General features: G+C 61.4%; 1 protein-coding gene. It reads right to left on the bottom strand.

The genetic code is table 11. The annotated features are described in order from the left end of the window. A partial coding sequence (locus tag DF185_RS23360; protein WP_133250160.1) for an Ig-like domain-containing protein occupies nt 1–386 on the bottom strand: 386 nt, incomplete at both ends.

A 386-nucleotide genomic window follows, 5' to 3' on the forward strand; every position in this document is an offset into this window, starting at 1 on the left:
CGGACCGTCGTCGCCGATGACCAGATGGACCGTGGCAGTATCGCTGTCGCCGTCACCATCCGTCAACGTATAGGTGAAGTCGTCCTCAACATCCTGGCCGCTGACATTCACGATGTCGGTATCGGCCGTGTAGGTCCAGGCGCCGCTCGCATCGACGGTCAGCATACCGTACTGGGTGTCGACGGTGACGCCATTCACTGGATCGACCACTGCGGTCGCGGCATTGCCGCTTTCATCCGTATAGGTGATCGACGTGATCGTCGCGCCATCCGCGCCCTGCGTATCGTTGTCGATCAGCAGGTTGCCTGTCACCGTGTTGCCGGTGCTGTCGCCCGCCTGTTCCAGACGGTATTCACCATCGTCCTTCGCATCCGGCACATCGTCGC

This window comes from Marinifilum breve (assembly GCF_003202155.1).
GTDB classification, from domain to species: domain Bacteria; phylum Bacteroidota; class Bacteroidia; order Bacteroidales; family Marinifilaceae; genus Marinifilum; species Marinifilum breve.